This is a genomic window from Photobacterium sp. ABD4_091 (assembly GCF_056160145.1).
This window is the reverse complement of the sequence record NZ_JBSWWQ010000001.1, coordinates 1,197,182-1,222,202: the sequence shown is the minus strand read 5'-3', so window position 1 is coordinate 1,222,202 and position 25,021 is coordinate 1,197,182. Positions and strand designations below refer to the sequence as shown.

Annotated in this window: 24 protein-coding genes and 1 other RNA gene; 20 read left to right on the top strand and 5 right to left on the bottom strand. The window is 54.0% G+C overall.

The window, feature by feature from the left end; translation table 11 throughout:
- The first annotated feature begins 284 nt into the window (after window positions 1-284).
- The 7 genes from rplM (at window position 285) to sspB (ending at window position 5,366) form a co-directional block, all read left to right on the top strand.
- Window positions 285-713, top strand: a complete 429-nt coding sequence (rplM, locus tag ACXAGQ_RS05605) for a 50S ribosomal protein L13 (protein ID WP_107300019.1) — start codon at window positions 285-287, stop codon at window positions 711-713.
- A gap of 15 nt (window positions 714-728) precedes the next feature.
- A complete protein-coding gene (gene rpsI / locus ACXAGQ_RS05600) occupies window positions 729-1,121 on the top strand; it encodes a 30S ribosomal protein S9 (RefSeq protein ID WP_107300020.1) in 393 nt (130 codons plus the stop codon).
- Window positions 1,122-1,558: 437 nt separating this feature from the next.
- Window positions 1,559-2,149, top strand: a complete 591-nt coding sequence (petA, locus tag ACXAGQ_RS05595) for a ubiquinol-cytochrome c reductase iron-sulfur subunit (RefSeq protein ID WP_475252420.1) — start codon at window positions 1,559-1,561, stop codon at window positions 2,147-2,149.
- Window positions 2,149-3,414, top strand: coding sequence for a cytochrome b (locus ACXAGQ_RS05590; RefSeq protein ID WP_475252418.1), 1,266 nt, complete (start codon window positions 2,149-2,151; stop codon window positions 3,412-3,414). Before petA ends, ACXAGQ_RS05590 begins: the two co-directional genes overlap by 1 nt.
- A complete protein-coding gene (locus tag ACXAGQ_RS05585) occupies window positions 3,411-4,148 on the top strand; it encodes a cytochrome c1 (RefSeq protein ID WP_475252416.1) in 738 nt (245 codons plus the stop codon). The genes ACXAGQ_RS05590 and ACXAGQ_RS05585 overlap by 4 nt, the downstream gene beginning before the upstream one ends.
- Before the next feature lie 85 nt (window positions 4,149-4,233).
- Complete coding sequence (gene sspA / locus ACXAGQ_RS05580) at window positions 4,234-4,872, top strand: stringent starvation protein SspA (RefSeq protein WP_475252414.1); 639 nt, start codon at window positions 4,234-4,236, stop codon at window positions 4,870-4,872.
- Between the two features lie 2 nt (window positions 4,873-4,874).
- Window positions 4,875-5,366: a ClpXP protease specificity-enhancing factor gene (sspB, locus tag ACXAGQ_RS05575; RefSeq protein ID WP_475254674.1), complete on the top strand. Its 492-nt coding sequence runs from the start codon at window positions 4,875-4,877 to the stop codon at window positions 5,364-5,366.
- 79 nt (window positions 5,367-5,445) lie between these two features.
- Here the strand turns inward: sspB and ACXAGQ_RS05570 are convergent, their stop codons facing one another.
- The 4 genes from ACXAGQ_RS05570 to ACXAGQ_RS05555 are packed head-to-tail and all read right to left on the bottom strand — an operon-like array spanning window position 5,446 to window position 8,780.
- A complete protein-coding gene (locus ACXAGQ_RS05570; protein ID WP_475252412.1) occupies window positions 5,446-5,985 on the bottom strand; it encodes a BON domain-containing protein in 540 nt (179 codons plus the stop codon).
- 22 nt (window positions 5,986-6,007) lie between these two features.
- Entirely contained in the window at window positions 6,008-6,598 is a 591-nt protein-coding gene (locus ACXAGQ_RS05565; protein ID WP_475252410.1) for a phosphoheptose isomerase, read from the bottom strand.
- Between the two features lie 3 nt (window positions 6,599-6,601).
- A complete protein-coding gene (locus ACXAGQ_RS05560) occupies window positions 6,602-6,970 on the bottom strand; it encodes a YraN family protein (RefSeq protein WP_475252408.1) in 369 nt (122 codons plus the stop codon).
- Window positions 6,954-8,780 (bottom strand): penicillin-binding protein activator, encoded by a 1,827-nt coding sequence (locus ACXAGQ_RS05555; RefSeq protein ID WP_475252406.1) that lies wholly within the window; start codon window positions 8,778-8,780, stop codon window positions 6,954-6,956. The genes ACXAGQ_RS05560 and ACXAGQ_RS05555 overlap by 17 nt, the downstream gene beginning before the upstream one ends.
- Before the next feature lie 61 nt (window positions 8,781-8,841).
- Between ACXAGQ_RS05555 and rsmI the strand changes: the two genes are divergently transcribed.
- Entirely contained in the window at window positions 8,842-9,702 is an 861-nt protein-coding gene (rsmI, locus tag ACXAGQ_RS05550; protein ID WP_475252404.1) for a 16S rRNA (cytidine(1402)-2'-O)-methyltransferase, read from the top strand.
- Between the two features lie 247 nt (window positions 9,703-9,949).
- Here rsmI and ACXAGQ_RS05545 read toward each other — a convergent pair whose 3' ends face one another.
- Window positions 9,950-10,984: an IS110 family RNA-guided transposase gene (locus ACXAGQ_RS05545; protein WP_475252402.1), complete on the bottom strand. Its 1,035-nt coding sequence runs from the start codon at window positions 10,982-10,984 to the stop codon at window positions 9,950-9,952.
- A gap of 224 nt (window positions 10,985-11,208) precedes the next feature.
- On the opposite strand from ACXAGQ_RS05545, the gene rnpB reads away from it, so the two are divergent.
- From rnpB to ACXAGQ_RS05485, 12 genes are all read left to right on the top strand, one after another.
- An RNA gene (gene rnpB, locus ACXAGQ_RS05540) (RNase P RNA component class A) lies at window positions 11,209-11,597 on the top strand.
- A 278-nt stretch (window positions 11,598-11,875) separates the two neighbouring features.
- Window positions 11,876-12,823 carry a 16S rRNA (cytosine(1402)-N(4))-methyltransferase RsmH gene (gene rsmH, locus ACXAGQ_RS05535; RefSeq protein ID WP_475252400.1) on the top strand — a complete coding sequence of 316 codons (948 nt, stop codon included), beginning with the start codon at window positions 11,876-11,878 and terminating at the stop codon, window positions 12,821-12,823.
- A complete protein-coding gene (gene ftsL / locus ACXAGQ_RS05530; protein WP_475252398.1) occupies window positions 12,820-13,140 on the top strand; it encodes a cell division protein FtsL in 321 nt (106 codons plus the stop codon). The genes rsmH and ftsL overlap by 4 nt, the downstream gene beginning before the upstream one ends.
- Window positions 13,140-14,918, top strand: coding sequence for a penicillin-binding transpeptidase domain-containing protein (locus tag ACXAGQ_RS05525; RefSeq protein ID WP_475252396.1), 1,779 nt, complete (start codon window positions 13,140-13,142; stop codon window positions 14,916-14,918). Before ftsL ends, ACXAGQ_RS05525 begins: the two co-directional genes overlap by 1 nt.
- Window positions 14,905-16,416, top strand: coding sequence for a UDP-N-acetylmuramoyl-L-alanyl-D-glutamate--2,6-diaminopimelate ligase (murE, locus tag ACXAGQ_RS05520; protein WP_475252395.1), 1,512 nt, complete (start codon window positions 14,905-14,907; stop codon window positions 16,414-16,416). The genes ACXAGQ_RS05525 and murE overlap by 14 nt, the downstream gene beginning before the upstream one ends.
- Window positions 16,413-17,801 carry a UDP-N-acetylmuramoyl-tripeptide--D-alanyl-D-alanine ligase gene (gene murF, locus ACXAGQ_RS05515; RefSeq protein WP_475252394.1) on the top strand — a complete coding sequence of 463 codons (1,389 nt, stop codon included), beginning with the start codon at window positions 16,413-16,415 and terminating at the stop codon, window positions 17,799-17,801. The genes murE and murF overlap by 4 nt, the downstream gene beginning before the upstream one ends.
- Window positions 17,801-18,883 (top strand): phospho-N-acetylmuramoyl-pentapeptide-transferase, encoded by a 1,083-nt coding sequence (gene mraY, locus ACXAGQ_RS05510; protein ID WP_317523706.1) that lies wholly within the window; start codon window positions 17,801-17,803, stop codon window positions 18,881-18,883. The genes murF and mraY overlap by 1 nt, the downstream gene beginning before the upstream one ends.
- 1 nt (window position 18,884) lies before the next feature.
- Window positions 18,885-20,273 (top strand): UDP-N-acetylmuramoyl-L-alanine--D-glutamate ligase, encoded by a 1,389-nt coding sequence (gene murD, locus ACXAGQ_RS05505; protein ID WP_475252393.1) that lies wholly within the window; start codon window positions 18,885-18,887, stop codon window positions 20,271-20,273.
- Window positions 20,273-21,481, top strand: coding sequence for a cell division protein FtsW (ftsW, locus tag ACXAGQ_RS05500; protein ID WP_475252392.1), 1,209 nt, complete (start codon window positions 20,273-20,275; stop codon window positions 21,479-21,481). Before murD ends, ftsW begins: the two co-directional genes overlap by 1 nt.
- The gene (murG, locus tag ACXAGQ_RS05495; protein WP_475252391.1) at window positions 21,468-22,541 is read left to right on the top strand and encodes an undecaprenyldiphospho-muramoylpentapeptide beta-N-acetylglucosaminyltransferase; all 1,074 of its coding nucleotides are present in this window, start codon (window positions 21,468-21,470) and stop codon (window positions 22,539-22,541) included. The genes ftsW and murG overlap by 14 nt, the downstream gene beginning before the upstream one ends.
- Before the next feature lie 14 nt (window positions 22,542-22,555).
- Window positions 22,556-24,013, top strand: a complete 1,458-nt coding sequence (gene murC / locus ACXAGQ_RS05490; RefSeq protein ID WP_475252390.1) for a UDP-N-acetylmuramate--L-alanine ligase — start codon at window positions 22,556-22,558, stop codon at window positions 24,011-24,013.
- A gap of 219 nt (window positions 24,014-24,232) precedes the next feature.
- A complete protein-coding gene (locus ACXAGQ_RS05485) occupies window positions 24,233-25,000 on the top strand; it encodes a cell division protein FtsQ/DivIB (protein ID WP_475252388.1) in 768 nt (255 codons plus the stop codon).
- Window positions 25,001-25,021 lie beyond the last annotated feature (21 nt).

Here is a 25,021-nt window from a genome sequence, read left to right as displayed (position 1 = left end):
GTCAGTCTGTGCTTGACGATGCTCAGCGGTGGGGAAATAGCTTGAAAAAGTGGTTTGTAACCTGCTGTTTTGAGGCTTAAGCCGCCCCAGAGAAAAAATCGCAATTTTTTTTCAAAAAAAGGTGATTTTTTCTCCACCCTTCCCTATAATCTTGCGACCCACCGTACCTGTAACGGCAAAAGCCGGGAGTGCCAACCACTCGAAGGGGTGATGAGAGGGCTCTGTACAGAGGGAGCATTATGCTCCTATGAAGTGAAACTATTTAATTTTGGGTAAGAATTAGCATGAAAACTTTCGTTGCTAAACCAGAAACTGTAAAACGTGACTGGTATGTTGTTGACGCTGAAGGTAAAACTCTTGGTCGTCTAGCAACTGAAATCGCATCTCGTCTACGTGGTAAGCATAAGCCGGAGTACACTCCGCACGTTGACACTGGTGACTACATCGTAGTTATCAACGCTGAAAAAGTTGCAGTAACTGGTGCTAAGCGCACTGACAAGATGTACCACCACCACACTGGCTACATCGGTGGTCTGAAGTCTATCAGCTTCGACAAGCTTCTTGATAAGAAACCAGAAATGATTATCGAGACTGCTGTTAAAGGCATGCTTCCTAAAGGTCCTCTAGGCCGTGCTATGTACCGTAAGCTGAAAGTTTACGCTGGTACTGAGCACAACCACGCTGCACAACAGCCTAAAGTTCTAGACATCTAATTGGGGAAGATGACAATGGCAGAGAATCAATACTACGGCACTGGTCGCCGCAAAAGCTCAGCTGCTCGCGTTTTCATTAAACCGGGCACTGGTAACATCGTAATCAACAAGCGTAGCATCGAAGAATACTTCGGTCGCGAAACTGCTCGCATGGTTGTTCGTCAGCCACTTGAGCTAGTTGAAATGATTGAGAAACTAGATCTATACATCACTGTTAAAGGTGGTGGTATCACTGGTCAATCAGGCGCTATCCGTCACGGTATCACTCGTGCACTTATGGAATACGATGAGACTCTACGTCCAGCACTACGCGCAGCGGGTTACGTAACTCGTGACGCACGTAAAGTTGAGCGTAAGAAAGTTGGTCTACGTAAAGCACGTCGTCGTCCACAGTTCTCTAAGCGTTAATTTTACGCTTCAGAATTTATTCTGGAAACTGTGTGCAAAAGCTCAACCTTCGGGTTGGGCTTTTTTATTGCCTGAAAAAACCATCCTCTTGTCACATCTAAGCAACAATCCGGCTGCCCCAGCCCCGTATCGCCCACCTTTGTTTGCTCTTTTTCCCAGTTTAAATTGGCTGTACAACAGCTGTTTGCATTACACAAAGTAACAAAAAGAACATACCTCTCACATTTGTTGCGAAAAAGTAGCTTTATCTTGTCATAAAGTGGGGTTTTCTTTATCATTTGGCGTGATAAGCAACAGCTTTACACTGCCACTTTAACCTTCCGGGTTGGAAGGGGTTGCTGCTGTTGTTTCTTTCCGTTTGAAAGTTAGCCGTAAGCTCCAGGGACGCACAAGGACATAATAATAATCCAGAGCGGGAGCACATGGGAGAATGTTGGATGAGCAATGCGCCAGTAAGTAACGGCCGACGCCGCTTCCTGACTGCGACGACTTCGGTTGTTGGAGGCTTAGGTGCAGCCGCTGTAGCCGTGCCTTTTATCAAATCTTGGAACCCGAGCGCGAAAGCAAAAGCCGCGGGTGCGCCAGTCGAAGTTGATATCAGCAAGTTGGAAGAAGGCCAGATGGTTCGCGTCGAGTGGCGTGGTAAACCTGTCTGGGTAGTCCGCCGTAGCGATGCTGTTTTAAATGAATTGGGTGGCCATGATGGCCAGCTTCGTGATCCGTCTTCGGCGGAACCGCAGCAGCCCGAATATGCCCAAAATAAATTTCGTTCAGTTAAACCTGAAATCTTTTTAGCCGTAGGTATTTGTACCCACCTAGGCTGTTCACCTACCTATTTGCCAAATACCTTCAGTGAGCAGGTTAGCGGTATTTCAGCCGGTTTCTTCTGCCCATGCCACGGGTCGAAGTTCGATATGGCAGGCCGGGTTTTTTCAGGCGTGCCAGCACCATTGAACCTGGTAGTGCCGCCTCATACGTTCCTGGATGACAATACCATTCTGGTCGGTGTAGATGAGGAGGTTGCCTAATGGACTCTTTACTTGGATGGGTTGAAAAACGCCTGCCGATGATGAATGCCTATAAGAAGCATTTGTCGGAATACCCGATGCCGAAGAACTTCAACTTCTGGTATCTGTTTGGATCCTTGGCCATGCTGGTACTGGTAAACCAGATCATTACCGGTATTTGGCTGACCATGAACTATGTCCCTTCCGGCGACGGAGCATTTGCCTCGATCGAATACATCATGCGTGATGTCGAATACGGATGGCTGCTGCGCTACATGCACTCGACTGGGGCCTCGGCCTTCTTCGTGGTGGTGTACTTACACATGTTCCGTGGCCTGATCTACGGTTCTTACCAGAAACCGCGTGAGCTGCTGTGGCTATTTGGTATGCTGATCTTCCTGGTACTGATGGCAGAAGCCTTTATGGGCTACCTACTGCCTTGGGGCCAGATGTCTTACTGGGGTGCACAGGTAATCATCTCGCTATTCGGCGCGATCCCGGTGATCGGTGATGATCTGACGCTGTGGATCCGTGGTGACTACGTGATCTCCGGTGCAACCTTGAACCGCTTCTTCGCGCTTCACGTTATCGCACTGCCAATCGTGCTGCTGCTACTGGTTGTCCTGCATATTCTGGCGCTGCACGAAGTCGGTTCCAACAACCCTGACGGTATTGAAACCAAGCTACCGAAAGGCACCAAGGGCGACGACTACAAGACCCAGTTCCCGTTCCATAGCTACTACAGCAAGAAGTACGACATTATCGACTCGATTCCTTTCCACCCGTACGGGACAGTGAAGGACATGGTCGGTATCGCGGTATTCGCCTTCTTGTTCAGCTACGTGATCTTCTTCAACCCGGAGATGGGCGGCTTCTTCCTTGAGCCACCTAACTTTGAAGCGGCCAACCCACTGAAGACTCCAGAGCACATTGCTCCGGTTTGGTACTTCACACCGTTCTACGCCATCTTGCGTGCGGTACCGGACAAGCTGTTAGGTGTTATTGCGATGGGAGCCTCGATTGTGGTGCTGTTCCTGCTGCCTTGGCTTGACCGCTGTAAAGTACGTTCATACCGCTACCGCAGCAAGCTGCATCTGGCCAATATTGCCCAGTTCACTATCAGCTTTATCGCCTTGGGTATTCTGGGTGCACTGCCGGCTACGCCGACGTACACCATTCTGGCGCAGATCTTCAGCTTTGCGTATTTCATGTTCTTCGTCCTGCTGTTCTTCTACAGCAAGCGCGAAGCAACCAAACCGCTACCAGAGAGGGTAACATTCAAATGAAGAAGTTGATTGTCATGCTATTTGCCCTGCTGCCTTCTCTGGCCATGGCGGCGGGCCCATCAGTACCGCTCGACAAAGCCAACAATGACTTGTCGGATAAGGCGTCGCTACAACGTGGTGCCCAGACCTTCATGAACTACTGTTTCGGCTGTCATGCGACCCAGTACCAGCGCTATGAGCGAGTTGCTACGGACTTGGGGATCCCGGCAGACCTGATGATGGATAACTTGGTGTTTGATCCCGAAGCTAAAATCGGTGATCTGATGGTCAATGCTATCCCGACCGAGTACGCTGCCGCGTCTTTCGGTGCCCCGGCACCGGATCTGACCATGGTAGCCCGTGTCCGCGGGACCGACTGGCTATATACCTACCTGCGTTCTTTCTATGCCGACCCGAGCCGCCCGTTCGGGGTTAACAATGTGGTCTTCCCGAGCGTGGGTATGCCCCATGTGCTTGAAGAGCTGCAAGGCGTGCCGAGTAAAGTGTACGAAACCCGCCTGATTGACGGCGAGGAAGTAGAGGTATACGTCGGCATCGAGTCGGATGGTACCGGTGAGCTGAATGACGAGGAATATGACGAGGCCGTCCGCGACCTGGTGAATTTCCTGGAATACTCTGGTGAGCCGATGAAACTGGAACGTCAGCGCCTGGGCTACTGGGTAATGGGCTTTATCGTTGTATTCTTTGTACTAACATTATTGTTGAAGAAAGAATATTGGCGTGATGTCCACTGATCAGGTAATCTAGTGGGTTAGAATCTCGCAATGGGGGCCGGTGCCCCCGTTGCTTTTTGTGTATTTAAGTATACTGGAGGGGTTAATGGCTGTTGCTGCCAATAAACGCTCTGTGATGACTCTGTATTCTGATGCTTCTGACATCTACAGCCATCAGGTGCGTATCGTACTAGCAGAAAAAGGTGTAAGCGTTGAAATCGAGCTGGTTGACCCAAACAACCTGCCTGAAGATTTGCTAGACCTAAACCCGTACAACTCTGTGCCGACTTTGGTTGACCGTGAGCTTGCACTTTACCAAGCAAGCATCATTATGGAGTATCTGGATGAGCGTTTCCCTCATCCACCATTGATGCCTGTTTACCCTGTTGCTCGTGGTAATAGCCGTTTGATGATGTACCGTATCGAACGTAACTGGTACACACTGGCAGAAAAAATCAACAAAGGCTCTGCTGACGAAGCTGACAAAGCTCGTAAGCAACTGCGTGAAGAGCTAATGGCTCTTGCCCCTGTATTTGCTGAATTCCCTTACTTCATGAGTGAAGAGTTCAGCCTGGTTGACTGCTACCTGGCTCCGCTGTTGTGGCGTTTGCCTGAAATGGGTATCGAGCTGACTGGCGCAGGTGCCAAAGAAGTTAAGAACTACATGACCCGCGTTTTCGAGCGTGATTCATTCCTGGCTTCTTTGACTGAAGCTGAGCGTGAAATGCGTTTGGCTGGCAACTAATGATGGACATCGACAACATGACACCGCGTCGCCCGTATCTGCTGCGCGCTTTCTATGATTGGTTGGTAGACAACGATCTGACGCCGCATTTAGTGGTGGATGCTACGCTGCCAGGTGTCAAGGTTCCGATGGAATTCGTCAGTGACGGTCAGATTGTCCTGAACGTTGCCCCGCGTGCAGTGGGTAACCTTGAGCTGGGCAATGAAGCGATTAGCTTCAGTGCCCGCTTTAGCGGCCGCCCGCACTCGGTGATTGTCCCGCTGTATGCGGCTATGGCTATCTATGCCCGTGAAAACGGCGCTGGAACCATGTTCGAGCCTGAGCCGGCTTATGCCACTGATATGGCGGATATCGAAGACGTGGAAGGTATTACAGAAGACCAGCAGGATGCGCTAGCACCTGTTGAGCCTGTGCCAGAAGCTGTTTCAGATATCGAGCCTGACGATGAGCCGCCTCGCCCTCGTGGCCGTCCAAGTCTGCGAGTTGTGAAGTAATCTCATAGTTTGCTAACCGCATAAAAAAACGCAGCTTTTGCTGCGTTTTTCTTTTCTAGCGAAACCCTTTCAGTCGCCGCTAGTCATCTGGGTATTCGAACACCTTGACGACTTTTTTGACACCAGAGACATTGCGGGCGATATCGGCGGCAATGTTGCCCTGCTCGCGGCTGACATAGCCGAGGAGGAAGACTTCCTGGCCCTCGGTGATCACCTTGATCGTCGCATCGCGCAGCTGCTTGCTGCCGATCAGCTGTGCTTTGACCTTAGTCGTCAGCCAGCTGTCTTTGCTCACCTCACCGAGCTGCGGTAACGGGCGAACCTGGAGCTGGTTGTAGACGGTATCGACGTTTTTCAGCTCTCTGACTTGCTGTTCCAACTGATGGCTATAAGTCTGTTCAGTGGCCTGCCCGACAAGCAGTACCTTGCCTTCGACTGAAATGGCGTTAACGCGGGTATGCTGGCGGTAAGGCGGTTTGTTGGCGAGCCCTCCCACTTCCATTTCAATTTCTTGGTCATACCATTGCTGTTTGGTCGAGCGGGTATCGGCCGGGTTTAACATCGCACATGCCTGCAGGCCGAAAGCCAGCAGGAGGACAATAAGCGGACGCCAGTTCATGGTGCACCTTCCTTGATGAAACTTATCCTTCGTGGTGGGGGAACAAGACCTTGTCGATCAGGTCACACAGGCAGTGGACAACCAGTAGCTGGCCTTCCTGGATACGCGCAGTACGCTGCGACGGGATACGGATCTCGACATCCTGGATGCCAAGCAGGCCGGCCATCTCGCCACCGTCTTTGCCGGTAAGGGCAATGATGGTCATATCACGGGTCAGTGCGGCTTCCATCGCCTTGATAATGTTCTTGCTGTTGCCGCTGGTAGATAACACAAACAGGATATCGCCAGCCTGGCCAAGCGCCCTGACTTGCTTGGAGAAGATCTCATCGTGGTGGTAGTCGTTGGCGACTGCCGTCAGGGTTGTGGTGTCCGCCGTTAGCGCCAAGGCTGGCAGGCTAGGGCGTTCGGTTTCAAAACGGTTGATCAGGCAGGAGGCAAAGTGCTGTGAGTTTGCCGCCGAACCGCCATTCCCGCAGCAGAGGATCTTGTTGCCGTTGAGCAGGCTTTGCACCATGACCTGGGCTGCCTGGGAAATTGCGTCTGGCAGGGCCTCGGCGGCGGCAATCTGGGTTTGGATGCTTTCGGTGAAACTTTCTTTGATGCTCTCTAGCATGGATTAACCTTCTACTAGGGTGTTGGTAAACCATTCGATTTGTGGCGGCTGCCCTTCAAGCGAGACCACATCAAACCGAAACTCTGTATGTTCAATGGCAAAGCCATTTTTCTTTAGCCAAAACAAGGCCGCACGTTTAACGCGCTGCTGCTTGCGCCAGTTTACCGCTTCTGCGGCCGAACCGTAATGGTTGTTTTTGCGGAATTTGACTTCGACAAAGACCCAGCACTGCTGGTGGCGCATGATCAGGTCGATTTCGCCACTGCGGCATTGGAAGTTGCGGGTATGGGATTGCAGGCCATGGCGGCAGAGGTACTGCTCGGCCATGGCCTCGTAGGTTTGCCCTTGCTGGCGCTTATTGGGCTGCTTCAATACCGTTCCCGGTATAGATGGCCCAGCTTAGCTGGCGTTGGATCACGCACTGGTCATCCAGGCTCAGCTGGCCAGTATTGCCCTGGGTCGAATAGTTATCGACAACGCGCATCTGAGGCAGCTCGGACACCATTTTGTAGGCATCCATACCGAAGGCATGGAGGCGCACATCGGTATTTCTGCTGTCAGGCCAAAGTTCTTCATAACGGTTCATGAAGTTATGGTTGGCGTCGACCAGCAGCGGGATATCACTGAACTCGATACCGCGTATTTCCGAGGTGTCTGCATTGCGATCCGGGTAGCTGCGCGAGCTGGCATACAGTTTCGGCTGCGAGGCATCCGGGTTGATAGCCACTTCGATAAACGGCTTGAGCAGGGTCAGCTCGTTGACATTGGCGATCAGGTATACCGCATCAGTATCGCGGCGGCTGCGTGGCTCGGCTTCCAGCTCCATGCCCAGCACTTGTTGCATCTGCTTGATGCGGGCCTGGCTTTCGGTTAGGCCGAATACTGCGGCAATTTCCTGCTGGATTTGCTTGCGAGAGCTGAACTGGCGTGTTGCCGGTGTCTTGCCGGTTAGCTGCTGCCACTGCTCAATAAAGGCATTGCTGACACGGCCGCCGAAGCTGTTGCCCGGTGCCAATACCATAGGGTACTGGTGCCCTTTGGCAAACAGGTGGCGTGCCGCCTGTTCGGCTTCCTGCTCGGGTGAGAGCGAGAAATAGCAAGCGTTGTCCTGGGTGAGCTGGCTTGGGTCTGGTTCGTTCAGGGCCAGCAGGGCAATGTTGCTGCTGTTGGCACGCTGGAACTCGGTGATCTTGTTCTTGCGCAAGGGACCGATCACCATTTCGACACCGCTTTGCTCAAGCTTGGCCATGATTGAGGCCATGCTTTCCGCCTCGGTGTCGTAGACAGTCAGTTCAGTCTCGGCCTCGCGGCCGGTGTCGTCGAGCATGGCATTGATAAAGCCGTCACGCACGGCCTTGCCTGATTGCTCGAAACGGCCGGTAAGCGGCAGCAACAGGGCAACATTGTCGAGCTGGGCGATTTCCAGCGACATGATGCTGCCGAGATCCGCCGGCAGGTATTGGTTGGCTGGGTGGTATGGGTTGCTAGCCAGCCATTCTTCGACCATGCCCTTTAGCTTAACAGGGCGCTGGGAGTATGTGTTTTTCAGCACCGCCAACTGGATCCAGCCACGAAGGACTTCCTCGTCACCGGCAAGGGTAACAGACTGGAGCTGGTTGTTGCTGTAGTTGGAGAGATCCTGCCACAGGTTCTGCCAGTTGGCCGCTTTCTTGTCATTGCCCAGGTACTGATCCAGCGCGGTGCGGGAGCGGGCTGCATTGAGCGACTGGTTGGTCTGGCGGAACAATTCTGCACGCAGCATGTGGTAGCGCAGGTACTGGCTGTCGGCCAGTGTCCACCACGGCTGGAAGTTGAGAGAATCGAGGGCGGCTTTAGGCTGGCCCTGCTGGTAGCGCAGCGTCGCACGGGCTAGCTGCCACTCGGCCATCTGCAACGGGTCCATATTCATCCGGCTCAGGCGGGTTGCCAACTGTTCGGCTTGGCTCCATTGGCCATCCTTGATCAGGGCCTTGAGCGCCATGATATTCCAGTTGATGCTTTCGGCACCTTCACTTGACTCGGCTTTGATCAGATAATTGGCGGCGCTATCAGTAGCGGCTGCTGTAATATCGGTGGCCACGACAGGCTGGTTAGAAGTACTACAGCTTGCCAGAAGCACGGCAAGGGCTACAGGCGCTAACAGTCGTGATACACTTTTACGCTTATGGGTAAAATTGAGCATTGAATTCATTCAACTGTGACAAATTACTCTCTATATTAATTGCAGATGAGATCTTAGACAAATGAGTGAGACCAATTCATGCACGGTAGATGTCGCAACTTTGTACATCGTACCTACTCCAATCGGTAATTTGGCGGATATTACACAGCGTGCATTGGACGTTTTGGCAAATGTCGACTTGATTGCCGCCGAAGACACCCGGCATACCTCGCGCCTGCTGACCCATTTTTCGATCTCGACCCGCACCTTTGCGCTTCACGACCATAACGAGCAGCAAAAAGCTGACTACCTGATCGAAAAGCTTCAGGGCGGAACCAGTATCGCACTTGTGTCCGATGCCGGGACGCCGCTGATCAGTGATCCAGGATACCATCTTGTCAACCGTTGTCGTCAGGCGGGTGTTAAAGTTATCCCTCTTCCTGGCCCGTGTGCCGTTGTCACCGCGCTGAGCGGCGCCGGCCTGCCGTCGGATCGCTTTAGCTTCGAAGGCTTCTTGCCGCCAAAGAGCAAGGGGCGTCGTGACCGCTTCCAGGAGCTGGCCGATGACGAGCGAACCATGATTTTCTACGAGTCGCCGCACCGCATCATGGACTCTCTGGCGGACATGCTGGCTGTTCTGGGCGCTGAGCGCCAGGTGGTGCTGGCCCGCGAGCTGACCAAAACCTACGAGACTATCCACGGCGCACCGCTGGGTGAGCTGATTGACTGGCTGAATGAGGACAGCAACCGCACCCGTGGTGAGATGGTGCTGCTAGTCGCTGGCCACCGTGCCGAGAAAGAGGCCCTGCCGGCCGATGCCCTGCGTACCTTGGGGCTGCTGGTCAAGGAGCTGCCGCTCAAGAAAGCTGCTGCACTGACGGCTGAAATCCACGGCGTGAAGAAAAACGCGCTGTACAAGTGGGGGCTGGAAAACCTCGATTAATTATTGGGGGGAGAGCCTAGTTCCTTATATGGACTCCCTTGAGAAATCAACAAAGGAACAAAATCAAAACAAGGTATAGATGCGCACTTATATACGGGCTTCTTTGGGGAGCTACCCCGCCCTAAAATGTAGTCGCACCAGTAAGCTAACCCTAGAAAGCGGTATCTAAGCACCTCAGGAACCATCTAGCTTTTACTGGTCGGTCTTACCTGTTTTACATCGCTCTTTGTTGATTATGACCAGTGTACTAAGCCAATCCAACAGGCTGGTACACTGAGTCATTTTTTAATATCGCATACGCTGTACGCACTGTCTTATTGGCGAGGGCTACAGCAGCTATCTTCTGCCCCCTTCTCATGACTAATGCTTGGAGCCATTGCTCTTTATGCGTTCTTGCTGGGCGTTTCATTATCTGAGTAATGACTGAAAGCGCTCCTTGAAAAAGTGTTGAACGAAGTCGCTTGTCTGCACTGTACTTTGAGATATTACCTATCCGTTCTTGGCCACCAGAACTATGTTGCTTCGGAGTGAGACCTATATTGGCAGAAGCCTGCCTGCCGTTTGCAAAGTTCTCCCCTCGTCCTAGTTTTACTGCCAAACCTATCGCACTTATCGGCCCGACGCCTTCCAACTTCATCAGCTTCTGGCAAACATCGTTCGATTTTACCGCTGCTTCAAGCTGCTTTTCTAAGGATTCGGTATGCTCAATCTGGGCAAGGAAGTGCTCCCATAACCGGTGTAACATTTCCCTAAAACTACCAGGTAACCGGTTATCCCCATCTTCAAGGATATAGGGTATTTGCTCTCTCAAGCTTTTGAGCCCTTTTGGAACGACGATACCAAACTCGGCTAATAGCCCTCGAATTTGATTACTTTGTGCAATTTGATGGGAGGTTGCTAATTGGCGGGCTCGCTCTAAGGATTGCAGTGCCTGTTCATCGGCCGATTGGACACGGATATTAGGGATATGCTCCTGAGTAGCTGCAACAGCTATTGCCAATGCATCATTCTTGTCTGTTTTCTGCTTGATTTGGAAAGCTTTAACAGCCCTGGCATTAATGACTTTCACTTCATGCCCAAGCTCAACAGCATACCTCGCCCAATAATGGGAACTACAGCAGGCTTCCATTGCGACTAAAGCCCCTTTCTCTTTAGCAAGAAGCTCCTTAAGCTTTGTCCGGGTCATTTCCCGATTAAAGAAGACTTTGCCTTGCGGGCTTCGCTTGCAAACTTGGAAAACATTCTTTGCTAAGTCGATGGCCAATGTATTAAGGTCGTTCATGTATGGACTCCTTTTGGCTAATCTTTCGTCGGATTAAGACCGTAACTCCTCAGGGAGAGGGAGTCCATACATCTGGATCCTTGTTCCTAGGAGCAGTGGGCCCTAGGAAAAAATGGTCCTCGCTCCTAGGACCCAGGACCCTCTTGCTGCCTTTTCCACCGGTTCGTGCTTTTGTCGGCTTTTTCACTGGTAACTGTGAGCCAAGTCCTATACAATCGCCCGCCTGAGTTGGCCAGGTAACCGCTGCCTCGTTGATGTCCTTTGGGAGACTGACGGGGGGGAGGAAAGTCCGGGCTCCACAGGGCAGGGTGCCAGATAACGTCTGGGAGGCGCGAGCCTACGACCAGTGCAGCAGAGAGCAGACCGCCGATGGCCCATTCTTCGGAGTGGTGCACAGGTAAGGGTGAAAGGGTGCGGTAAGAGCGCACCGCGCGGCTAGTAATAGTTCGTGGCACGGTAAACTCCACCCGGAGCAAGACCAAATAGGTCCCTAATGGCGTGGCCCGCGTTGGGGACGGGTAGGTTGCTTGAGCCTGTGAGTGATTGCAGGCCTAGAGGAATGGTTACCACCGCGCAAGCGGGACAGAACCCGGCTCATCGGCCAACTCACCCCTTTAAGTACGAAAGGTGATGTGAGGTCTCAAGCGAGGCTTTGCATCACCTTTTGTCGTTTTAGCCCCGCAATAAATATCAAGTGATTGTTAGAATTGCGGCCCTCGGCTTGACATCTTTTTTATCAAATACGTACACTTTGCGGTGGGAATTCGCGGAAAACGCTTTTAAAACAGTGTTTTAATGGCCTAAGTTAATGAATTTCCACTGTTACTGTATTTTCTGCCAGCTTGTTGCTAGACGGGTTGGCTCGCTTTTACAAGAGCTGAATATTTACTTATGTCTGAACAGTTTGAGCACGTCTCGGTTTTACTTCATGAATCTGTTGATGGTTTGGCTATCAAACCAGATGGTATCTACATCGATGGAACATTTGGTCGCGGTGGCCACAGCCGCCTGATCCTATCCCAGCTGGGTGAAAACGGACGCCTTTACAGTATTGACCGCGATCCCCAGGCTATCGCCGAAGCCCAGAAGATTGATGATCCTCGCTTTACCATTATCCATGGCCCGTTTTCAGGCATGGAAAAATACATGGAAGAGCGCGATCTGATCGGCCGTGTTGACGGTGTCCTGCTGGATCTCGGGGTGTCCTCCCCGCAGCTGGATGATGCCGAGCGCGGCTTTAGTTTCATGCGCGATGGGCCGCTTGATATGCGTATGGACCCGACATCGGGCATTTCTGCCGCTGATTGGCTGGCGGAAGCGGAAGCGGATGACATCGCATGGGTACTCAAAGAGTTTGGCGAAGAACGTTTTGCCAAGCGAATTGCCCGTGGCATTGTGGCCTACCGTGAGGATCCTGAGAACGAACCGCTGACCCGTACCACTCAGCTGGCTAAGCTGATTGCCGATGTATCGCCGTTCAAGGATAAGCACAAGCACCCGGCTACGCGTAGCTTCCAGGCAATCCGTATTTATATCAACAGCGAGCTGGAAGAGATTGAAACAGCGCTCAAAGGTGCGGTGAGCATCTTGGCAACCGGTGGCCGCCTGTCGGTGATCAGTTTCCACTCGTTGGAAGACCGTATGGTGAAGCGCTTTATCCGCAAGCAGAGCAAAGGGCCGGAAGTCCCTGCCGGTTTGCCGCTGACGGAAGAGCAGATCAAGGCGCTGGGCAGTGCCGATCTCAAGCCGGTTAGCAAGGCCATCAAGCCATCGAAAAATGAAGTGAGTGATAACGCTCGCTCCCGTAGTTCTGTATTGCGCCTGGCTGAACGCCTATGAACCAGCGACCGGAACCAACGGACAACCTGGCCCAGATAATTGGCCGGGACTTGTTATCTGTCGGTCGTATTCCGGTGGTATTGTTGGTTTTGGTAATGGTTTCAGCTCTGGGGGTGGTGCTCATTACCCACCACTCCCGTCAATTGATTGCCCAGCAGGAGCAGCTGCTGATCGAGCGGGATCAGCTCGATATCGAGTGGCGTAATCAGATCCTTGAAGAAAGCTCGCTGGCCGAGCACAGCCGGATTGAACGTTTAGCCGAACAGGGGATGGATATGCAGCGTCCGTCACGTGATAGCGAAGTTATCGTCAAATAATGAATAAACCGAAATCAATCAAGCGTTCTGACAAACAGAATCAGCGTCGCCAGAAAGCGCCACCGGCATTTATCCCGTGGCGCTTTGGTGTAATTTGCGGATGTATTTTATTGGCTTTGGTAGCCCTGGTGGGGCGCTCTGCCTATATTCAGGTGCTTGAGCCCGGCAAGCTGATCCAAGAAGGTGACTTGCGCTCGCTGCGGGTCAAGGCGCTCCCTTCTGCCCGCGGCATTATCTCCGACCGCAACGGCGAGCAACTGGCCGTCAGTGTGCCGGTGCAGGCGGTGTGGGCCGACCCGGTCCAGATCTTCAAAAATGGCGGCTTGGCCCAGCCTGAGCGCTGGTATGCCCTGGCGGATGTGCTGGGGCTGGATCGCCAAGGCCTATTAAACCGCCTCGAAAAAAACAGCAAGCGGCGTTTTATTTATTTGCAACGGCAGGTCAGCCCTGCCATGGCGGCTTACGTCGGCAAGCTCAAGCTGCCGGGGGTTGGCCTCAAAGACGAATCCCGCCGCTTTTATCCAGCCGGGGAGGTCAGTGCCCACCTGATCGGGGTAACAGGCATCGACAGCCATGGCCTGGAGGGTGTTGAGCGCACCTACGATGGCTGGTTGACCGGCGAGCCGGGCCGCCGCACCGTGCGTAAAGACCGCTACGGCCGGGTAGTCGAAAATATTTCCCTCAAGAAACGCGAACCGGGCCAGCCGCTGAGCCTGAGTATCGACCAGCGCCTGCAGGCCGTGGCGTACCGTGCGGTGAAGCAGGCAGTTGCTGACTACCAGGCTACCTCGGCATCGGTGGTGATGGTCGATGTACGGACCGGTGAAATACTGGCGATGGTCAACGCGCCATCCTATAACCCCAATAACCGTGACCAGCTGCAGAGCTTCAGGATGCGTAACCGGGCGATCACCGATGCGATGGAGCCGGGCTCGACCATCAAACCCTTTGTGGTATTGGCTGCGATGGAAAACGGTGTGGCCGATGAGGAGACGGTGATTGATACCGGCAACGGGTTGATGCAGATCGGCGGTAGCCGGGTGCGCGATGTTTCCCGCGTAGGCAAGGCCGACCTCGCCAAGATCCTGCAGAAATCCAGTAATATCGGTGTCAGTAAACTATCACTGGCGATGCCGGTCGATGCCGTGCTGGGCATGTATAGCAGCGTTGGCATGGGGGATGAGTCTGGAATCAACCTGATCGGCGAGGCGCAAGGCTTCTTCCCTGATCGCCGACGGTGGTCGGACTTCGAGCGGGCCACGCTTTCGTTCGGCTACGGTATCTCTGTTACCCCAATCCAGCTGGTAAGGGCCTACGCGACCCTGGGCGCAATGGGCGTCAACCGTCCGCTCTCTATCCTCAAGACCGAGTCGGTGGTGCCGGGGCGCCAGGTTGTGTCAGCAGAAAACACCCGCAAGCTGCTCGATATGCTTGAGCTAGTTACCCATAAAGGTGGCAGTGCCCGCCGTGCCGCTGTGCCTGGTTACCGTGTCGGTGCCAAAACCGGTACCGCGAAAAAAGCGGCTGCGGGCGGTTATAGTGATGAGTACGTCGCCATGACTGCTGGCCTGGCTCCTATCAGCAACCCGAGGCTGGCGATGGTGGTGGTGGTCAACGAACCACAGGGTGATGCCTATTACGGCGGTGCGATTGCCGCGCCGATTTTCTCCGAAGTGATGGAGAGTGCCTTGCAGATTTTGAATATCCCGCCGGATGCGGGAACACTTGATGATTTAAACGTTGTGAACCTCAGAGGCAAGACCCATGCCGGAACCTAAATTATTACACTCCATTGGCGAGTTGCTAGCGCCATGGCTTGAGGGCTTTTGCCTGCCAGAACCTGTGGCAGCGATTTCCATTGCGGGGATGACCCTTGATAGCCGGCAGGTAAAGCCTGGCGAGATGTTTGTTGCTGTTAAAGGCCACAGTGTCGACGGCCGTCAGTTTATTGCCAAAGCGCAGCAAGCCGGTGCCGCAGTGGTGTTGGCTGAAGCGGATGCTGAGCAGCCTTCGGTTGAGAGTACTAGTGGCACCGCCGTGATTTATCTCCCAGCCCTTGGTGACTCGCTGTCGGCAATTGCCAAGCGCTTTTACGGCGCACCGGATGAGCAAATTGATGTGGTCGCCGTCACGGGGACCAATGGCAAAACCACGATCAGCCAGATCCTGGCTCAGTGGGTGATGCTGCAGGGGAAGCCTGCTGGGGTGATGGGAACCACTGGCAATGGCCTGCTGGGTGACATCCAAGCGGCGACCAATACCACCGGCAGTGCGCTGGAAATTCCATGCGTGTTGGCGCAGATGGTTGGCCAAGGCGCAAGCTTTGTTGCCATGGAGGTCTCTTCCCATGGTTTGGTGCAGGGGCGGGTGAAAGCCCTGGACTTCAAGGCCAGCATCTTTACCAACCTAAGCCGTGACCACCTCGACTACCACGGTGATATGGCCAGTTATGCCGAGGCGAAGAAAACCCTGTTTACCGAGCATCAGTGCGGTGTGGCGGTGGTTAATGCCGATGATCCGGTAGGTCGGGAATGGCTCTCTGATCTGCCGCAGGCTGTCGCCGTCGCCATGGAGCGCAAGCACCTAGCAGGCCATCAGGGGCAAATGCTGTGGCTGGAATCGGTTGAGTACAGCGCGCAGGGCGTAACTGCCGCCTTTGATTCAAGCTGGGGCGCTGGCCAGTTTACCGCACCTTTGGTTGGGGCATTTAACGTCACTAATTTGCTCTTGTCACTGGCCACCTTGCTGGCAACTGGCCATGAAATGGCGGCTTTATTGGCGGTGGCACCGCAGCTTCAGGCGGTGACAGGGCGGATGGAAGTTTTTCAAAAGCCTGACAAACCCATGATGGTTGTTGATTATGCTCATACCCCAGATGCACTGGAAAAAGCCCTGCAGGCGCTGCGCGTACACTGCCACGGCGAACTCTGGTGCATTTTTGGTTGTGGTGGTGACCGTGACCGCGGCAAGCGCCCATTGATGGCGGTGGCAGCGGAAAGCTTGGCGGACCGGGTGATCCTGACCGATGACAACCCGCGCAGTGAAGCCCCTGGAGCCATCATGGCCGATATGCTGGCGGGCTTGGCGAAGCCGGATTTGGCCCTCACTATCCACGACCGACGCGATGCGTGTCAGTGGGCACTTACCCATGCCAGTGCAGGTGATATCGTGCTGGTGGCAGGCAAAGGCCATGAAGACTACCAAATCTTGGCTGACCGCACTATTCACTATTCAGACCGTGAGACGGTCGCCGAATTGCTGGAGGCAAAGGGATGATCCCGGTTCAACTCTCTCTATTGGCTGACGTACTGGGCGGCCAGTTGATCGGCACTGACACCTTAATCTCAGCGGTATCCACCGATACCCGCCAAATCGAAGGTGATACCCTGTTTATTGCTTTGATTGGTGAGCGCTTTGATGCCCATGACTTTTGCCAAAATGCCAAAGAGCAAGGCGCAGCAGCCCTGTTGGTAAGCAAGCACTTACCGGTTGAGCTACCACAGCTGGTGGTTGAAGATACCCACCAGGCGTTAGGCCAGCTTGGTGCTTGGCTAAAAGCCGAGATGGAGCAGCATCATGGCCTGAAGGCGGTCGCACTGACAGGTAGCTGCGGCAAAACCACCGTCAAGGAGATGGTGGCGGCTATCCTGGCGCAAAAAGGCAAGGTGCTGGCAACGGGCGGCAACTTCAATAACGACATTGGCGTGCCGCTTACCCTGCTTCGGCTGGAGCCTGAACATGAGTTCGCGGTGATTGAACTTGGTGCCAACCACCAGAAAGAGATTTCTTACACCACCAACCTCGTCAAGCCGCAGGTTGCGCTGATCAACAACCTGGCTGCCGCCCACCTAGAAGGGTTTGGCTCGCTGGACGGGGTGGCAAAAGCCAAGGGCGAGATTTTCGAAGGGTTGGAGCCGCGCGGCAAAGACGCCGTTGCCATTATCAACCTAGACTCGCATGCCCAGGAAAGATGGCAGCCGATGTTAGAACAACATCAGTTGCAGACTTTTTCGGCCACTCAGCCAGAAGCAGATTTTCACGCCGTTGACATAAGTATTAACAGTATGGGCCGTGCTTGCTTTACAATGCGCACCCCCTTGGCAACATTTCCGGTCAGCTTGACGCTGGCGGGTGGCCATAATGTGGCCAATGCCCTAGCTGCCGCCGCGCTGGCGATGGCAATGGGAGCGACGCCTGAGCAGGTACAGGCCGGTTTGGGCGGCGTAGCCAATGTGAAGGGCCGTGCCGATGTGACCGAGCCGCGTCCTAACCTGAGGTTGGTTGATGACACCTACAATGCCAGTGTCGCGTCTGTTAAAGCCGCGATTGACTTGCTGGCCGGTTTTGACGGCCAGCGTTGGTTTGTATTAGGGGATATGGCTGAGCTGGGTGATGACAGTGCAGCACTGCACCAAGAAGTTGCAGAGTATGCGCTTTCGCGTCGCCTTGATAAGGTACTGACATTTGGTCAAGCGAGCCAAATCGTCAGCACTCTTAATAACGGCCAGCATTTTAACGATAAAACAGCATTGATTGAGACTTTGCAGCAGCAGCTTGATCCTTTGCTCAATGAAGACAATACCCAAGTGACAGTGCTAGCAAAAGGGGCGCGTAGCTCCCGCATGGAAGATGTGATTGTTGCACTGCAGGAACATAAATAATGATTTACTGGTTAGCTGATTTACTGGAATCGACATTTCCATTTTTTCGACTTTTTGAATATCTGACTTTCCGCGCCATCATCAGCATATTGACGGCGCTGATGCTGTCGCTGTGGATGGGCCCGCGTTTGATCGCCCGCTTGCAGATGCTGCAGATCGGTCAGGTGGTTCGCCACGATGGCCCTGAGTCTCACTTTAGCAAGCGCGGTACCCCGACAATGGGCGGGATCATGATCCTTGCTTCCATTGCCATCACCGTGCTGCTCTGGGCAGACCTGACCAACCCGTATGTCTGGGCGGTGCTGACGGTCATGCTGGGCTACGGCGCTGTGGGTTTTGTTGATGATTATCGCAAGGTGGTACGCAAGAACACCGATGGCCTGATCGCCCGTTGGAAATACTTCTGGCAGTCAGTGATTGCATTGGGTGTGGCCTTTGCGCTTTATGTTCACGGCCAGGATACCGTTGCCACCCAGCTGGTGGTACCGTTCTTCAAAGATGTGATGCCGCAGCTTGGCTTGTTCTACATTGTCTTTACCTATTTTGTGATTGTCGGTACCAGTAATGCCGTTAACCTGACCGATGGCCTTGATGGCTTGGCAATTATGCCAACCGTGATGGTCGCAGGTGGCATGGCGTTCATCGCATGGGCGACGGGTAACGTTAACTTTGCCAACTACCTGCATATTCCTTACCTAAAAGATGCCAGTGAGCTGGTGGTTGTCTGTACCGCGATTGTCGGTGCAGGCCTAGGCTTTTTGTGGTTCAACACCTACCCGGCACAGGTCTTTATGGGCGATGTAGGCTCATTGGCACTGGGTGGTGCACTGGGCACTATCGCCGTATTGGTACGCCAGGAGCTATTGCTGGTAGTCATGGGCGGTGTGTTCGTGATGGAAACGGTATCGGTGATCCTGCAGGTTGGCTCGTACAAGCTGCGTGGCCAGCGTATCTTCCGCATGGCGCCAATCCACCACCACTATGAATTGAAAGGGTGGCCGGAGCCACGCGTTATCGTGCGCTTCTGGATCATTACCCTGATGCTGGTGCTGATTGCGCTAGCTACCCTGAAGGTACGATAAGATGAAAGGCTTGGAAGGCGTAAAACAGGTAGTAGTGATCGGGCTGGGTATGACCGGCCTGTCGGTGGTGAACCACCTGTTGAGGCTCCCTCAGCCGTTGGACATCAAGGTCATTGATACCCGTGAGCACCCTCCGGGCCGCGAGCAGCTCCCTAGCTCGGTAAAGCTTTGCAGTGGCCAGTGGCAGATGGATTGGCTGATGGCCGCCGACTTGATTGTTTCAAGCCCGGGTATTGCCTTGGCCACCCCGCAGTTGCAGCAGGCTGCTGAGGCAGGGATCGAGATTGTCGGTGATATTGAGCTGTTTGCCCGTGCGGTGGAAAAGCCTGTGGTTGCTATCACGGGCTCCAATGGCAAGAGTACGGTCACTAGTCTGGTCGGCGAAATGGCCAAAGAGGCCGGCATCAACGTCGGTGTTGGTGGCAACATCGGCTTTGCTGCGCTGGATATGCTGGCAGAGGATCACGACCTGTATGTCCTCGAGCTGTCCAGCTTCCAGCTGGAAACCACTTCGAGCTTGTCGCTTAAAGCGGCGGCTTACCTTAACCTGTCCGAAGACCATATGGACAGGTACCCTGGCGGCCTGGCGCAGTACAGTGCCGCCAAAATGCGTATTTTCAACCATGCCGAGCTGGCGGTTTTCAACCGCGAAGATATGGCAACCAAGCCAGATGCCGATGGCAATGAACTTGAGCTAGTCAGTTTTGGTCTTAATACCGGCATTGGGGCTGGCATTGAGGCCGGTAACAGTGAGAGCACCGAGCGCTATGGCTTGGTGGAGCACCAAGGCGAAGAATGGCTAGCCATCGCTGGCGAGCCAGTGATGCCAAGCAAGGATATAGCCTTGGTTGGCCGCCACAATGTCGCCAATAGCTTGGCTGCGCTAGCGCTGGCAGATGCGGCAGGTATTGGCCGTGAGGCGTCATGCCGAGCGCTTCGTCGCTACAACGGCTTGGCTCATCGCTGCCAGTTGGTGGCTGAGCAACATGGCGTGAAATGGGTCAATGACTCCAAGGCGACCAACCTCGCCAGCACCTTGGCTGCACTGAAAGGTTTGCAGCTCAATGGCAAGCTTCACTTGCTGGTGGGCGGTGATGGTAAAGGGGCCGACTTCTCAGAATTGGCGCCTGTTCTGGCGCAATTAAACGCTCAGTTATACTGCTTTGGCCGCGACGGCTCTCACTTTGCCCCACTGGTCGAAAAACCTGTGATGGTCGAGACCATGGAGCAAGCCATGTCACAGGCCGCGCAAGCAGCCTGTGCGGGAGATATGATCTTGTTGTCTCCGGCCTGTGCGAGCTTCGATCAATTTGCTAACTTTATGGTGCGCGGTGATACGTTTGTCGAACTGGCACAGACGCTGCAGCACCGGGTAGGCAAGGAAAGCTGATGGCAGGAGCGGTAAAGGAAGGGATGGGACAGTTTTTTGATTGGATGACAAAACCGGCGGCGCAAAGCCCGTATGACAGGCAATTGGTCTGGATTGCATTAGCCTTGATGGTAACAGGGCTGGTGATGGTGACCTCTGCCTCGGTGCCGATCGCGACCCGCCTAACAGACATGCCGTTCTATTTCGCCCTGCGCCATGGCTTTTTCCTGTTCTGCTCGCTGGTGCTGGGCAGTTTTGTCTTGATGATCCCGTTGGAAAAGTGGCGCCAGTACAGCGTGCCGATGCTGATCCTCTCCATTGTGCTGTTGATTGTGGTACTCGGTGTTGGCCGCTCGGTCAACGGTGCCTCGCGCTGGATCCCGCTCGGGATCTTTAACTTGCAGCCTGCCGAAGTCGCCAAGTTATCCCTGTTCCTGTTTATGTCTGGCTATTTGGTACGCCAGTACGAGCAGGTCAGGCAGAGCTTTGTCGGCTTTGCCAAGCCTCTGGTGGTGCTGGCCTTGCTCGGTGTGTTGTTGCTCGAGCAGCCTGATCTCGGCTCGTTCGTGGTGATGTTTGTGACCACGGTTGGCATGTTGTTTATTGCCGGTGCCAAACTGTGGCAGTTTATTGTGATGATTGGCTCGGCCTGCTTTGGTATCGGCCTGCTGATCGTCTTCGAGCCTTACCGCCTGCGGCGGGTGACCTCTTTCCTCGACCCCTGGGATGATCCGTTCGGCAGCGGCTACCAGCTCACCCAGTCGCTGATGGCCTTTGGCCGTGGTGATTGGCTGGGGCAAGGCTTGGGCAATTCCATCCAGAAGCTGGAGTATTTGCCCGAGGCCCATACCGACTTTGTATTTGCGGTACTGGCTGAGGAAGTTGGCCTTATCGGGGTGACTGTGGTGCTGCTGCTTATCTTTGCTTTGGTATTCAAAGCCTTGATGATTGGCCGCCGTTGCTTGCAGACAGAGCAGCTATACGGTGGCTTCCTCGCTTTTGGCTTTGCCTTCTGGTTTGCTTTCCAGACCTTGGTTAATGTCGGCGCGGCCGCCGGCATGGTACCGACCAAGGGCTTGACCTTGCCACTGATCAGTTACGGTGGCTCCAGTTTATTTATTATGGCTACTGCGGTCGCCATTTTGATCCGGATAGACTACGAGCAGCGCATCGCTGCCAAAGCGATGCCGGATCCGGAAGTAGAAGAAAATGACAATGAACAAGAATAAGCGCCTGCTGGTAATGGCGGGCGGCACCGGAGGCCATGTCTTCCCGGGCTTGGCCGTTGCCAAGCGGTTGCAGCAAGAAGGCTGGGACATCCGCTGGCTCGGCACCGCCGACCGTATGGAAGCCGAATTGGTGCCAAAACACGGTATCGAGATCGACTTTATCAAGGTCAAGGGCTTGCGCGGCCAGGGCATGACCCGTTTGTTGGCAGCACCGTTTAAAATTGTTGGTGCCATCTTGCAGGCAAGGAAATACATTAAGGCGTGGCAGCCAGATGCCGTACTGGGCATGGGCGGTTATGTCAGTGGGCCAGGTGGTGTCGCTGCCTGGTTGTCGGGTGTTCCGGTGATTTTGCATGAGCAAAACGCTGTAGCGGGTTTAACCAACCAATGGCTATCGCGTATTGCATCGCGTGTGCTGCAGGCATTCCCGGGCGCTTTTCCGAACCGCGAAGTGGTGGGTAACCCTGTGCGCCAGGACGTTGTCGAACTGGCTGCGCCCGAGCAACGTTTTGCTGAGCGTGACGGCCCAATCCGGGTATTGGTGATGGGTGGCAGCCAGGGGGCTCGTATCCTCAACCAAACCTTGCCTCAAGTTGCGGGCTTGCTGGGCGATAAAGTGACGGTATGGCATCAGGCCGGTAAAGGCGCACAGGTGCAAACCGAACAGGACTACACCCAATATGCCACAGGGCAGGGTGATAACTACCAAGTTACAGAATTTATCGACGATGTCGCCGCAGCCTATGCCTGGGCCGACATCGTTGTCTGCCGCTCAGGTGCACTGACGGTGTCCGAGCTGTCAGCTGCCGGCCTTGGTGCAGTATTTGTGCCTTTCATGCACAAGGATCGCCAGCAGGCGCTGAATGCTGATCACCTGGTGCAGTGCGGCGCGGCCAAAATGATTGAACAGCCCGATCTGACAGTACAAGGGCTGGCCGACACCCTACAACAATTAGACCGTGCACAGCTGGCCAAGATGGCGCAGGCGGCACGGGACGCAGCGATTGTGGATGCCGACAGCCGGGTGGCTGAGGTGATCAAATCGCTGGCAAAGCAATAAGACGAGACAAAGTGATGAGTAAACTGGATAACCAGCAATTAGCAAAAATCAGAACCATGGTGCCAGAGATGCGCCGCGTAGAGCGTATCCACTTTGTTGGGATCGGTGGTGCCGGCATGAGCGGTATCGCAGAAGTGTTGGTTAATGAAGGCTACCACGTTAGTGGATCTGACTTAGCGCCGAATGCCGTTACCAACCGCTTGGCGGACAAGGGGGCTGAGATCTTCTTTGGCCACCAGGCCAGTAACATTGAAGGCTCCAGCGTAGTGGTTGCCTCGACGGCAATTGACCAGAGTAATCCTGAACTGGCGGCAGCCCGTGAGCTGCGTATTCCGGTGGTGCGCCGAGCAGAAATGCTGGCTGAACTGATGCGCTACCGACACGGTATTGCCATTGCAGGTACCCACGGTAAAACGACGACAACAGCGTTGGTTACCCAGATATACTCTGAAGCCGGCTTGGATCCAACATTCGTCAACGGCGGCCTGGTGAAAAGCGCGGGGACCAATGCCCGCCTTGGCTCGAGCCGTTACTTGATTGCAGAAGCCGACGAAAGCGATGCCTCGTTCCTGCACCTGCAGCCGATGGTGTGCGTGGTGACCAATATCGAAGCGGATCATATGGATACCTATGGCGGTGACTTCGAGGTGCTAAAGCAGACATTTGTCGATTTCTTGCACAACCTGCCGTTCTACGGTCTGGCGGTTATGTGTATTGATGATCCTGTGGTGCGTGAGCTTCTTCCAAGAATTGGCCGGCAGGTGATCACATATGGTTTTTCCGAGGATGCAGATGTGCGTTTGGTTGATTATGATCAGCGCGGCCAGCAGGGACATTTCTCGATACTACGCAAAGGAAAGCCAGCCCTTGAGGTGAAACTGAATATCCCGGGCAAACACAATGCCCTCAACGCGACAGCTGCTGTTGCGGTAGCAACGGAAGAAGGCGTGGCTGACGAGGCGATCACCCGTGCATTGGCAGAATTTGAAGGCACAGGCCGTCGCTTCGACCACCTTGGTGAGTTCGAGACCGGTAACGGCAAGGTAATGCTAGTTGATGATTACGGCCACCACCCGAGCGAAGTCGATGTGACTATTCAGGCTGCCCGCGCAGGTTGGGAAGATAAGCGCCTGGTGATGGTGTTCCAGCCGCATCGCTATAGTCGCACCCGTGATCTGTATGATGATTTTGCCAATGTCCTCGAGCAGGTGGATGTGTTGGTGATGCTGGATGTGTATGCTGCTGGGGAGGTACCGATTGCTGGTGCCGATGGCCGCGCCCTGTGCCGTACTATTCGCGGCCGCGGCAAACTGGATCCGATTTTTGTGCCATCTATCGATGCACTGCCGTCAGCATTGGCCAATATTCTGCAAAATGATGATTTGGTTTTGACACAAGGCGCCGGCGATGTTGGCAAAATTGCCCGACAGCTTGCAGATATGCAACTGAGCATTGAGCAGATGAGCCAGTAATCGTTTTGGCTGTATAAAAAATATATATTTGGCTTGTTTTTTGCTTTGATTTAAGCTTATAGCCAGAGATCTGCGAGGAATCGGCGTTCAGATATTGGAGAGCCGCTGCTTGCTCGCTATAATCTGTCAACTTTACGTGAGGAAGTGGGAAGGCTGAAGGAAAAACCTTGCCGCTTTTTCTGGGTAAATATCGGCTATGACATCAGGATTAAACTATTTATGGCTGATAGTGTCCTAAAAAGAATATCGTTTTCTCCTGCGGCGTCACGACATAACCGCAGGGGATTGGCTTTTTTTCTCTTTGTGATCGGGTTTACTGTCTGGCTGTTCAGCGCGGCAATAAACTGGATGACAGATGCAAACCGGCTGCCGTTGTCACAGCTGGTGATTCAAGGTGAGTTACATTACCTCACACCCGGTGATGTCCGGGAGGGGATTATGCACCTTGAACAGCTTGGCAGCTTCATGACTCAGGATGTTGATGACATCCAGCTTGTGCTTGAAGCTATGCCATGGGTGGCGAGAGCCGCGGTGCGTAAACAGTGGCCAGATACCTTGAAGGTATTTTTGGTCGAGCAAGACCCTGCCGCGTCTTGGAATGGCCGCTCGTTGGTCAACCAAGAAGGTGAGGTCTTCGACGCCCCGCCCGAGCAGGCAGGCCAGTTGCTGGTTGGCCTGGCTGGACCGGAAGGCACCAGCCACGAAGTGCTTAGCGCATTGCGCGAAATGCAACCGAGGTTACAGCATGCGGGCTTCGAAATTGCTACGCTGGCATTAAACGAACGTCGGGCTTGGCGAGTTTGGCTAACCAACGGCGTCAGGCTTGAGTTGGGGCGTAAGGAGCGGATGGAGCGAATTGAACGTTTCATTGCCTTATCCCCGCAATTAGAGCAGCAAGGAAAGGCTATTGAGTACATAGACTTGCGCTATGATACCGGAGCTGCTGTGGGTTGGGTGACTGACCCAGAACAAAGCGAGACCAAATAGACCGGCTCGGCCGCAGCCTGT

Bases quoted from the DNA above. Each gene is read 5' to 3' on its own strand.
- rplM (WP_107300019.1), top strand. From the start codon at position 285: ATGAAAACTTTCGTTGCTAAACCAGAAACTGTAAAACGTGACTGGTAT.
- rpsI (WP_107300020.1), top strand. From the start codon at position 729: ATGGCAGAGAATCAATACTACGGCACTGGTCGCCGCAAAAGCTCAGCT.
- petA (WP_475252420.1), top strand. From the start codon at position 1,559: ATGAGCAATGCGCCAGTAAGTAACGGCCGACGCCGCTTCCTGACTGCG.
- ACXAGQ_RS05590 (WP_475252418.1), top strand. From the start codon at position 2,149: ATGGACTCTTTACTTGGATGGGTTGAAAAACGCCTGCCGATGATGAAT.
- ACXAGQ_RS05585 (WP_475252416.1), top strand. From the start codon at position 3,411: ATGAAGAAGTTGATTGTCATGCTATTTGCCCTGCTGCCTTCTCTGGCC.
- sspA (WP_475252414.1), top strand. From the start codon at position 4,234: ATGGCTGTTGCTGCCAATAAACGCTCTGTGATGACTCTGTATTCTGAT.
- sspB (WP_475254674.1), top strand. From the start codon at position 4,875: ATGGACATCGACAACATGACACCGCGTCGCCCGTATCTGCTGCGCGCT.
- ACXAGQ_RS05570 (WP_475252412.1), bottom strand. From the start codon at position 5,985: ATGAACTGGCGTCCGCTTATTGTCCTCCTGCTGGCTTTCGGCCTGCAG.
- ACXAGQ_RS05565 (WP_475252410.1), bottom strand. From the start codon at position 6,598: ATGCTAGAGAGCATCAAAGAAAGTTTCACCGAAAGCATCCAAACCCAG.
- ACXAGQ_RS05555 (WP_475252406.1), bottom strand. From the start codon at position 8,780: ATGCTCAATTTTACCCATAAGCGTAAAAGTGTATCACGACTGTTAGCG.
- rsmI (WP_475252404.1), top strand. From the start codon at position 8,842: ATGAGTGAGACCAATTCATGCACGGTAGATGTCGCAACTTTGTACATC.
- ACXAGQ_RS05545 (WP_475252402.1), bottom strand. From the start codon at position 10,984: ATGAACGACCTTAATACATTGGCCATCGACTTAGCAAAGAATGTTTTC.
- rsmH (WP_475252400.1), top strand. From the start codon at position 11,876: ATGTCTGAACAGTTTGAGCACGTCTCGGTTTTACTTCATGAATCTGTT.
- ftsL (WP_475252398.1), top strand. From the start codon at position 12,820: ATGAACCAGCGACCGGAACCAACGGACAACCTGGCCCAGATAATTGGC.
- ACXAGQ_RS05525 (WP_475252396.1), top strand. From the start codon at position 13,140: ATGAATAAACCGAAATCAATCAAGCGTTCTGACAAACAGAATCAGCGT.
- murE (WP_475252395.1), top strand. From the start codon at position 14,905: ATGCCGGAACCTAAATTATTACACTCCATTGGCGAGTTGCTAGCGCCA.
- murF (WP_475252394.1), top strand. From the start codon at position 16,413: ATGATCCCGGTTCAACTCTCTCTATTGGCTGACGTACTGGGCGGCCAG.
- mraY (WP_317523706.1), top strand. From the start codon at position 17,801: ATGATTTACTGGTTAGCTGATTTACTGGAATCGACATTTCCATTTTTT.
- murD (WP_475252393.1), top strand. From the start codon at position 18,885: ATGAAAGGCTTGGAAGGCGTAAAACAGGTAGTAGTGATCGGGCTGGGT.
- ftsW (WP_475252392.1), top strand. From the start codon at position 20,273: ATGGCAGGAGCGGTAAAGGAAGGGATGGGACAGTTTTTTGATTGGATG.
- murG (WP_475252391.1), top strand. From the start codon at position 21,468: ATGAACAAGAATAAGCGCCTGCTGGTAATGGCGGGCGGCACCGGAGGC.
- murC (WP_475252390.1), top strand. From the start codon at position 22,556: ATGAGTAAACTGGATAACCAGCAATTAGCAAAAATCAGAACCATGGTG.
- ACXAGQ_RS05485 (WP_475252388.1), top strand. From the start codon at position 24,233: ATGGCTGATAGTGTCCTAAAAAGAATATCGTTTTCTCCTGCGGCGTCA.